Here is an 8,414-nt window from a genome sequence, read left to right on the forward strand (position 1 = left end):
TTTCAGCTTGCTGCGTCCGCGTCCTGCAGCGCCCGCACGCGATCTGCAAGGCTGCGCTCACCATTTCCGGAGCGTGCATCCGAGGGTACTGCCAATGCCTTGGCGATCGGCGAATCAGGTCCCTCGAGCTTGGCCGTCAGATGGACGACCTCCGCTGCCAGTTCGTTCATCTGCTCGCGCAAGGCGGAGCTGCCATCCGCGGGATTGGACACGACCAGCGCGGTCAAATCCGCCTTCAGCTGCTTGTTCTCGCGCGCCAGTACCGTCAGCCTCGCCTCGAGCCGCTCACGGTCGCCGTCGAGCTTGGCGATAGCCTTGTCGACGTCATCGCTCTTGGCGACATCGCCGCCCCTGCCGACCAGGCGCAGAGCCGGCGTGGTATCCTCGGCTTTCGACTTTTCTCGCAGCCGCGCCAGTTCCTTTTCGCGGCGGTCGAGCTTGTCCTCGCGATCGGCAAGAGTGGCCAGCAGCCGTTCGACCTTCCTGTCGAGGTCGGCGGTCTTTTTCTTCTCGGCTTTCACGGCATCGCGTGCAGCCTTGCTTTCGGCCGCGATCTCCTGGCCGCGCCTGTCCGCCTCCTTGCGCTGGCCGCGCAGCAACGCAATGTCGCTCGCAAGTTTCTGCATCTCGGATTCGCGCGCCACGAGTTCGATCTGTCGGCTGCTGGAGGAGAAGCTGGCGTCGTCATACATGCTCTCCAGCTTTTCAAGCTCGAGCGCGCGCTTCTCCAGCTTGCGTTCAGTTTCCTTGAGCCGGTCCGACAGACGGTGCAACTCGTCCTCGCGCTGCCGCAGCATTTCGCTCGTGGCCCCCAGCTCGCTCAGTGCCTGGTTCTTCTCCATGCGCTCGATCGCCAAGCCCTTCATCGCCTCGTGGCCGCGACTGATCTCGACGAGCTGTTCGGCCACCTTCTCGCGCAACGCCTTGACGCTGATTTCGAGGCGGCGCGTCGACATGGCGTACTCGGCGCGAACGCGATCCTTGTCCGCCAGGATCTCGGTTTGCGTCAGAGGTATCGAGGCTTCGATGCGCTTGCGCGTCAGGGCGACGGCGCGGCGCCATATGGCCGGAGCAATCATAAGCGCCAGGAAGCCGGCGCAGAGAAAGCCGAGGACGAAGAACAGGACCGATTGGACCAAGTGACTACCCGTTGTGGACGGCAACCGCTAATGCAGGACTGTGCCACGTTGACATGGCGGAAATCCAGCGTTGCGGCAAGGCTTTGCCGCAACGGAACGGGATTAGCTCAGAACGGATTCCACGTGGCGCGTTCGGTGAGCTTCAGATAGCCGAGATTGACGCCGAGCCGGGCACCGACACCAGTGCGGATCGGCACCAAAAGCACATTGTTGTTCTTCAGCACGTTGAAGCCAACGCCGGCCACCACATAGGCCGAACCGGCGACGCCGCCATAGCGGTTGTAGAGGTTGCTCACATCGTCGAGATTGTAGACCAGCATCATCACCCGCGACCCCTCGCCGCCGAAATCCCAGCCGAGCGACGGGCCTTGCCAGAACACTTTGTGATCGCCGGCATTCTTGGTGTAGAGCGTGCCTTCGCCATAGGTCAGGCCGCCGATCAGCGCGCCCGAGCCCTCTTCGCCCAGCAGATAGCCGTTGGGCAGTCCGTAGGAAGCAAAAATCTTCTCGATAACCGTGGCCAGCCCGCCCGATGTCGCGCCGAAGAACTTGTGCCCGGAATCGACAATCTCCTGAGCGGTGTATTCCTGGGCCCGCAGGGCCGAAGTCGAGAAGACGAGAACGCCCATGAGCGCTATCGCCATTGAGATGACACGGAGAAAGCTCCGGTCTTGGACGACACGGACAAAAGTCCGGTCCGGGATGACACGGAAAAAAGTCCGGTCGCAGAATCGGGAAAACATGCTTCCAATCTCCGTCAGGGAGCACTTTCGCCGACGCCTCACACCCGTACGGCTCTTTTAGCCGGCCGTTAAGGGTAACTGTTACGGGCAAACTATGCCGTAATCCTTTTTCAACCATTAAGCTCCCACATGAACATGGCGGTTCAAAGGCTGTTTGGGACGCTCAGGTGGGTCGGCAGCCTGTGTGAACACGCCATTTGCCACCACAATTTCGGATTTGTTGCCGCACGCACGGGCGCTGTGTATTCAGGATGCCCGAGGAGAGTGCGTGATTCGTGTGGGCGGGCGACGAATCGATCGCTCGGCCATGAGTTATGAAATTTTGCAGGGATTTTCGCCGATGGCCGATCTGTTTGCCCTTTCCGCACCCGATCTGGCGGCACTTTTGTGCAGCCGGGTGTGCCACGACATCATCTCGCCGGTCGGCGCGATCAACAACGGGCTCGAACTGCTCGACGAAGGCGGCGCCGACGAGGACGCCATGAAACTGATCCGCCAGAGCGCCCGCAACGCTTCGGCCCGCCTGCAGTTCGCCCGCATCGCTTTCGGCGCCGCCGGGTCGGCCGGCATGCTGATCGATACCGGCGATGCCGAAGCCGTCGCCATCGCCTTCCTCAAGAACGAGAAGCCGGAACTGAGCTGGAACGGGACCCGCGCGCTGCTGCCCAAGAACAAGGTCAAGCTGCTGCTCAACCTGCTCCTCGTCGCCAACGCCGCCATTCCGCGCGGCGGCAAGCTTTCCGTGACGCTGGAAAACCTCGAAACCGAGCCGCGTTTCGCGCTTGCGGCGAGCGGCCCGATGCTGCGCGTGCCGCCGAAATTCCTCGAGCTGCATTCCGGCCACAAGCCGGAGGAACCGATCGACGCGCATTCCGTGCAGCCCTATTACACGCTGCTCCTGGCGCGCGAAGCCAACATGACGATCTCGATCCACGCGACGCCGGAAGAAATCGTGCTTTCAGCCGCCTGAATCCACGTCATTTCCCTCGAGAAGCGAAGTATTCCGATCCGCAATACCTGCGGCGGCGCTTCGATCGAGTCGGATGAGCTTCACCGGGCTGGTCGTGCCGAAGCATTGCGAAGAACAGCCCGCAAACGGCATCTTTGCAAAAATTTTACCTAAACGCTTTTCGGCTTCTTTACCAGATCGGCCTATGGTGCCTTTCAGATGCCCCCTACGCCACCGGATTGCCAACAGGCAAGAGGACCCGGAAATGAAACGCTGCATGTTCGTCGACGATTCAAGCGTCATCAGGAAGGTTGCAAAACGCATCCTGGGCGGCTCCGACATGGTTGTCATCGAGGCTGCCAGCGGACTTGACGCGCTGGAGATGTGCGCGGCCGACATGCCCGACATCATCGTCGTCGACGGCGCCTTGCCGGACGTGGCGGCGGTCGATCTCATCCGCCGCGTGCGCGCGATGGAGAGCCCGATAAGGCCGCAGATCCTGATTTCACTGGTCGAGCTCGATATCGCTTCGATCATGCGGGCCAAGCGCGCCGGCGCCCAGGGCTATCTCCTGAAGCCGTTCAACCGTCCGCAACTGCTCGAGCGTTTTCGCACCTTGAAAATCGCCGCCTGATTCGGGCGGCATGGCGCAATCTTCGAGGAAAAATGTGTGACGGTTTTCCGTCCAAAATTTCGTCAAAACAAATAGTTATCAGCCCATCACGAAAAAACCCGGCCGGAGCCGGGTTTTTTGTCGAAGAAAAGTTGGGACGCTGCTCGCTGCTCAGGCGCTGACGCGGATGTCTTCCGGTTCGCGCAGCACATAGCCGCGACCCCAGACCGTCTCGATGTAGTTCTGACCGCCGGATGCCGCGTCGAGCTTCTTGCGCAGCTTGCAGATGAAGACGTCGATGATCTTCAGCTCGGGCTCGTCCATGCCCCCATAGAGGTGATTGAGGAACATTTCCTTGGTCAGTGTGGTGCCCTTGCGCAGCGAGAGCAGCTCCAGCATCTGATATTCCTTGCCGGTGAGGTGCACGCGCTGGCCGCCGACTTCAACGGTCTTGGCGTCGAGGTTGACGACCAGGTCGCCGGTAGTGATGACCGACTGGGCATGGCCCTTGGAGCGCCGCACGATGGCATGAATACGGGCGACCAGCTCATCCTTATGGAACGGCTTGGTCATGTAGTCGTCGGCGCCGAAGCCGAGGCCGCGTACCTTGTCCTCGATGCCGGCCATGCCGGAGAGGATGAGGATCGGCGTTTTCACCTTGGACAGGCGAAGCGTTCTCAAGACTTCATAGCCCGACATGTCAGGCAGGTTGAGATCGAGAAGGATGATGTCGTAGTCGTAGAGCTTGCCTAGATCGACACCCTCTTCACCGAGATCGGTCGTGTAGACATTGAAACTTTCCGATTTCAGCATCAGTTCGATGCTTTGTGCGGTTGCACTGTCATCTTCTATCAGCAGAACACGCATTTCATTCCCCTTTTCTGCTGCCGGACCATTTCACGACCCGTCCGGACCCGGAGCAGTGGTTGCCTTGTGCAGAGGCTGCCATCAAATGGTTAACAAAACCTAATTTCCCGTCCACTACGGTACCAGATTTTTTAACCTCTTTCTACACCCTCTTGAATCTAATAACGAATCCCAGAACCCAATTCCTAATGCAACACATTAACAACCTGGACTAAGCGACTCCAGAGACTCATTGACGCGGCTCCCGCATCGGCGGCCGGAATTTTTACCCGGCCTTAAGTCCTGAGCCGTATGATTAACAATGCCCGTAAACGAATGGTTACCGCCGGCAAAAAACTTTAGGGTTTTGTTTCCTATAGTTCGGGGAAAGCCGGTGGACACGGGCAAGGCCTGGGCCTTTCCAGGCGGTTTGGACGATATGTGCGGGTGTGCGTTTCCGGGAGTACCGAATCATGAAGTCACGTGAAAACCTCGTTCGGCTGAAACAGTTTCAGGTGAATGAGAAGCGGCGGCAGCTGCTGCAGCTCGACATGATGATCGCCGAGTTCGAACGCATGGCCGTCGAACTGGAGCTTCAGATCACCGCCGAAGAAAAGAAAGCCGGCATCACCGACATCAACCATTTTGCCTATCCGACCTTTGCCAAGGCGGCGCGTTTACGTCGCGACAACCTTAGAAATTCGCAAAGCGACCTCGCCCACCAGCGAAGCACTGCCGAATCATTACTCGGCGAAGCTGAAGCGGAGCTTTCCAAGGCTGAGATGCTCGAATCACGCGACACCAAGATTCGCGAGGCCGAGGTCGGCGGCCGCAGCGCCATGATCGGCTGAAGTCCGGCCTGTCCGCGACGTCGGCGCTTGCCGGCGAGCGCAAAACCCCGCTTCCGGCCTTTGCCGGACGGCTACGGAAGACTCGGATCGAAGCTAGGCGGCCCAGCCGCCTTCATTTTCAGCAGTCGCCCGCGCCCTGGCCTCCTTGATGTCCGGCGCATGCTGTTCCGACCACGACCTGATCTGGTTGAGCAGTCCCGCCAGGTTCTGGCCAAGCTCAGTCAATTCATATTCGACGCGCGGCGGAATGACCGGGAAGATCTCGCGCCGCACCAGACCGTCGCGCTCAAGCACGCGCAATGTCTGCGTCAGCATCTTCGGCGTGATGCCTTCGAGCTTGCGGGCAAGCTCGCCATTGCGCAACCGGCCTTTGCGCAGCGCACAAACCACCAGATAGACCCATTTGCTGGCCAGCATCTCGAGCACGGTGTGCGAAGCACATGTCCGCCGGTACGCATCATAGCCGAAAGGAGACACATCTTCACTATCCATGGGGTACCTATATATCATTCAGGTACATACTGGACAAGGGACTATTACTATCCAAATGATAGTGGCACCAACCAAGCAGGAGAACATCCCATGCGTGCCGTTATCCAGAATTCCGTCGGCGGACCCGACGTCCTGGTCACTGCCAATCAGCCCGACCCTACGCCAAAGGCCGGCGAGGTGCTGGTCCGTGTCAAGGCAGCCGGCATCAATCCGGTCGATGGCTCCGTCCGCGCCGGCTATTACCCCCTGCTCGGCGAGCCACCCTTCATCCTGGGCTGGGATATCTCGGGAACCATCGAGGCGCTGGGCGCCGGCGTCACCGGCTTCAAGGTCGGCGACGAGGTGTTCGGCATGCCGCGCTTCCCCAAGCAGGCTGCCGCTTACGCCGAACTGGCGGCTGTGCCAGCCGATGAAATCGCGCTGAAGCCGAAGGGCGCCGACCACATCGAGGCAGGCGCATTGCCGCTGGCCGGCCTCACCGCCTGGCAAGGCTTGGTCCGCCATGGCGGGCTGAAATCAGGGCAGCGCGTGCTGATCCACGCGGCAGCCGGCGGCGTTGGCCATCTGGCGGTGCAGATCGCCAAGGCGCGCGGCGCCTACGTCATCGCCACAGCCAGCCCGCAAAAGCTCGATTTCGTCCGCTCGCTCGGCGCCGATGAGGTTCTCGACTACACCAAGGGCGATTTCGCCGACACGGTTGGCGACATTGATCTCGTGCTGGAGCCGATTGGCGGCGACCATGCCGATCGTTCGCTGAAGGTGGTCAGGAACGGCGGCGTGCTGGTGTCTTTGCTGAACGTGAATGACGCCACCAGGGCGCAGGCCAGCGCGCGCGACATAAGGGTCGAGCGCATGTCGGTGGTGCCTGACCGCCAAGGCCTGCTGGAACTTGCCCGGCTGATCGATGCCAAAAAGCTCGCCGTCCATGTGGCGAAAAGCTTCCCGCTCGAGCAGGCAAGTGCGGCTCACGCCTTTCTCGCCACCAAGCCGATCGGCAAAGTGGTGCTGACGGCCTGAGCGCCAAAAGACGCGCTTCGAAAACAAAAGGGCGCGGAGTACCGCGCCCTTTGATCTTTGTTCTGACCGGCTCGATCTCAGTGTTTGAGCAGGATCTTTTCCGAAAACCGGATTCCACTTTTCGGGATGATGCCCTAATGCCGGTATTGCTGGATGCGCGTGGTGCGCAGACCGGCAAGCCCATATTCGTCGATCGACGCCTGCCAGGACAGGAATTCCTCGGTGGTGAGCTTGTAGCGCTGGCATGCCTCTTCAAGGCTCAAAAGCCCGCCGCGCACCGCCGCAACCACTTCCGCCTTACGCCGGATAACCCAGCGACGTGTATTCGTCGGCGGCAGATCGGCAATCGTAAGAGGGCTGCCGTCAGGCCCGATAACATACTTGACTCTCGGTCTAACCAGATCGGTCATCGTACTCTCTACAAAAAACTCAAAGACCCAATCCCCGCCACGTTACCGCCACAGCTTTAAAAATTGCCTAAGCAGACCCTAATGACTAGGTAAGGATCATGAACGCCGCGTTAGTCTTTTCGCCGGCATTTGAAACATCAGCAGGGAAGCGCAGCAGCGGCGCGGAAAAATCTCTCAATTCGCCGGAACCGGTCGCTGCCTGTCGATCGGCCCTGCAAGCTGGCGTAGCCGGAAAGCTTGACCTATATTCGCGTCATTGGCATTCAGGCGCCGCGCAGAACGAAAGAACCATGAACAGCCTCGATCTTCCCGGACGTCCCGAAAACACCCGCATCGTCGTCGCCATGTCGGGCGGTGTTGATTCATCGGTCGTCGCCGGCCTGTTGAAGCGCGAGGGCTATGACGTCGTCGGCGTCACCTTGCAGCTCTACGATCATGGCGCGGCAACGCACCGGGCCGGCTCATGCTGCGCCGGGCAGGACATCGACGATGCGCGCCGAGTGTCGGAGACTCTCGGCATTCCCCACTATGTGCTCGACTACGAGGAACGCTTCCGCAAGGCGGTGATCGATCCCTTTGCTGAAAGCTACGTCGCCGGCGAGACGCCGATCCCGTGCGTTTCCTGCAACCAGACGGTGAAGTTCGCCGATCTTCTGGCCACCGCCAAGGAGCTTGGCGCCGACGCGCTGGCCACCGGCCATTATATCCGCTCCGGCGCCAATGGCGCCCACCGCGCGCTTTTCCGGCCGGTCGACGCCGACCGCGACCAGAGCTATTTCCTGTTCGCCACCACACAGGCGCAGATCGACTATCTGCGCTTCCCGCTCGGTGGCCTGTCGAAGCCGCAGGTTCGCGCCATCGCCGAGGAGATGGGGCTGACGGTTGCCGCCAAGCAGGACAGCCAGGACATCTGCTTCGTGCCGCAGGGCAAATATTCCGACATCATCGCCAAGCTGAAGCCGGCTGCTGCCAATCCGGGTGACATCGTCCACATCGACGGCCGCGTGCTCGGCCGCCACGAGGGCATCCTGCGCTACACGATCGGCCAGCGCCGCGGCATCGGCATCGCTTCCGGCGAGCCGCTTTACGTCGTCCATCTCGACGCCGACCGCGCCCGCGTCGTGGTCGGCCCGCGCGAGGCGCTTGAGACGCACAAGATCTATCTGCGCAACATGAACTGGCTGGGCGACGGGCCGCTGGCCGATGTCCCCGCCGGTGGCCTGGAGCTGTTCGCCAAGGTCCGTTCGACCCGCCCGCCCCGCCCTGCCGTGCTGCATCACCGYGCTGGCGCCACATGGGTGGAACTGGTCGACGGCGAGTCCGGCATCGCGCCCGGACAGGCCTGTGTGCTCTA

The 8,414-nt window shown here is 60.8% G+C and carries 11 protein-coding genes; 5 read left to right on the forward strand and 6 right to left on the reverse strand.

Annotated features, from left to right (window positions below):
• Positions 1–2 precede the first annotated feature (2 nt).
• Together AC1D0I_RS18560 and AC1D0I_RS18565 are read right to left on the reverse strand one after the other, a co-directional pair.
• Positions 3–1,139 carry a coiled-coil domain-containing protein gene (locus AC1D0I_RS18560; protein ID WP_477396879.1) on the reverse strand — a complete coding sequence of 379 codons (1,137 nt, stop codon included), beginning with the start codon at positions 1,137–1,139 and terminating at the stop codon, positions 3–5.
• 107 nt (positions 1,140–1,246) lie between these two features.
• Entirely contained in the window at positions 1,247–1,783 is a 537-nt protein-coding gene (locus tag AC1D0I_RS18565; protein WP_246461785.1) for a DUF1134 domain-containing protein, read from the reverse strand.
• Positions 1,784–2,222: 439 nt separating this feature from the next.
• Here AC1D0I_RS18565 and chpT point away from each other — a divergent pair, with 439 nt between their 5' ends.
• Positions 2,223–2,852 carry a histidine phosphotransferase ChpT gene (chpT, locus tag AC1D0I_RS18570; protein WP_095091686.1) on the forward strand — a complete coding sequence of 210 codons (630 nt, stop codon included), beginning with the start codon at positions 2,223–2,225 and terminating at the stop codon, positions 2,850–2,852.
• On the opposite strand, the gene AC1D0I_RS18575 is transcribed toward chpT, so the two are convergent.
• Positions 2,841–3,155 (reverse strand): hypothetical protein, encoded by a 315-nt coding sequence (locus AC1D0I_RS18575; protein ID WP_477396891.1) that lies wholly within the window; start codon positions 3,153–3,155, stop codon positions 2,841–2,843. The genes chpT and AC1D0I_RS18575 overlap by 12 nt on opposite strands.
• Between AC1D0I_RS18575 and AC1D0I_RS18580 the strand changes: the two genes are divergently transcribed.
• Positions 3,097–3,465 carry a response regulator gene (locus AC1D0I_RS18580; protein ID WP_095090784.1) on the forward strand — a complete coding sequence of 123 codons (369 nt, stop codon included), beginning with the start codon at positions 3,097–3,099 and terminating at the stop codon, positions 3,463–3,465. The two genes, AC1D0I_RS18575 and AC1D0I_RS18580, sit on opposite strands and share 59 nt — an antisense overlap.
• Positions 3,466–3,615: 150 nt before the next feature.
• Here the strand turns inward: AC1D0I_RS18580 and ctrA are convergent, their stop codons facing one another.
• Positions 3,616–4,311, reverse strand: coding sequence for a response regulator transcription factor CtrA (gene ctrA / locus AC1D0I_RS18585; RefSeq protein WP_006203583.1), 696 nt, complete (start codon positions 4,309–4,311; stop codon positions 3,616–3,618).
• A 452-nt stretch (positions 4,312–4,763) separates the two neighbouring features.
• On the opposite strand from ctrA, the gene AC1D0I_RS18590 reads away from it, so the two are divergent.
• Positions 4,764–5,141: a flagellar export protein FliJ gene (locus tag AC1D0I_RS18590; protein ID WP_095090783.1), complete on the forward strand. Its 378-nt coding sequence runs from the start codon at positions 4,764–4,766 to the stop codon at positions 5,139–5,141.
• Positions 5,142–5,234: 93 nt separating this feature from the next.
• Here the strand turns inward: AC1D0I_RS18590 and AC1D0I_RS18595 are convergent, their stop codons facing one another.
• Positions 5,235–5,633, reverse strand: coding sequence for a winged helix-turn-helix transcriptional regulator (locus AC1D0I_RS18595; RefSeq protein ID WP_477396880.1), 399 nt, complete (start codon positions 5,631–5,633; stop codon positions 5,235–5,237).
• A 90-nt stretch (positions 5,634–5,723) separates the two neighbouring features.
• Between AC1D0I_RS18595 and AC1D0I_RS18600 the strand changes: the two genes are divergently transcribed.
• Positions 5,724–6,650: an NADP-dependent oxidoreductase gene (locus AC1D0I_RS18600; protein WP_477396882.1), complete on the forward strand. Its 927-nt coding sequence runs from the start codon at positions 5,724–5,726 to the stop codon at positions 6,648–6,650.
• A gap of 134 nt (positions 6,651–6,784) precedes the next feature.
• On the opposite strand, the gene sciP is transcribed toward AC1D0I_RS18600, so the two are convergent.
• Complete coding sequence (sciP, locus tag AC1D0I_RS18605) at positions 6,785–7,060, reverse strand: CtrA inhibitor SciP (protein WP_006203587.1); 276 nt, start codon at positions 7,058–7,060, stop codon at positions 6,785–6,787.
• Positions 7,061–7,350: 290 nt separating this feature from the next.
• Here sciP and mnmA point away from each other — a divergent pair.
• Positions 7,351–8,414: tRNA 2-thiouridine(34) synthase MnmA (gene mnmA / locus AC1D0I_RS18610; protein ID WP_477396883.1), on the forward strand; the 1,064-nt coding region annotated here is incomplete at its 3' end.

This window comes from Mesorhizobium sp. P2_D1 (assembly GCF_056404455.1).

Excerpts from the sequence above, each read along its gene's own strand:
- AC1D0I_RS18565 (WP_246461785.1), bottom strand. The coding sequence starts at position 1,783 with ATGGCGATAGCGCTCATGGGCGTTCTCGTCTTCTCGACTTCGGCCCTG.
- chpT (WP_095091686.1), top strand. The coding sequence starts at position 2,223 with ATGGCCGATCTGTTTGCCCTTTCCGCACCCGATCTGGCGGCACTTTTG.
- AC1D0I_RS18580 (WP_095090784.1), top strand. The coding sequence starts at position 3,097 with ATGAAACGCTGCATGTTCGTCGACGATTCAAGCGTCATCAGGAAGGTT.
- AC1D0I_RS18575 (WP_477396891.1), bottom strand. The coding sequence starts at position 3,155 with ATGCGTTTTGCAACCTTCCTGATGACGCTTGAATCGTCGACGAACATG.
- ctrA (WP_006203583.1), bottom strand. The coding sequence starts at position 4,311 with ATGCGTGTTCTGCTGATAGAAGATGACAGTGCAACCGCACAAAGCATC.
- AC1D0I_RS18590 (WP_095090783.1), top strand. The coding sequence starts at position 4,764 with ATGAAGTCACGTGAAAACCTCGTTCGGCTGAAACAGTTTCAGGTGAAT.
- AC1D0I_RS18595 (WP_477396880.1), bottom strand. The coding sequence starts at position 5,633 with ATGGATAGTGAAGATGTGTCTCCTTTCGGCTATGATGCGTACCGGCGG.
- AC1D0I_RS18600 (WP_477396882.1), top strand. The coding sequence starts at position 5,724 with ATGCGTGCCGTTATCCAGAATTCCGTCGGCGGACCCGACGTCCTGGTC.
- sciP (WP_006203587.1), bottom strand. The coding sequence starts at position 7,060 with ATGACCGATCTGGTTAGACCGAGAGTCAAGTATGTTATCGGGCCTGAC.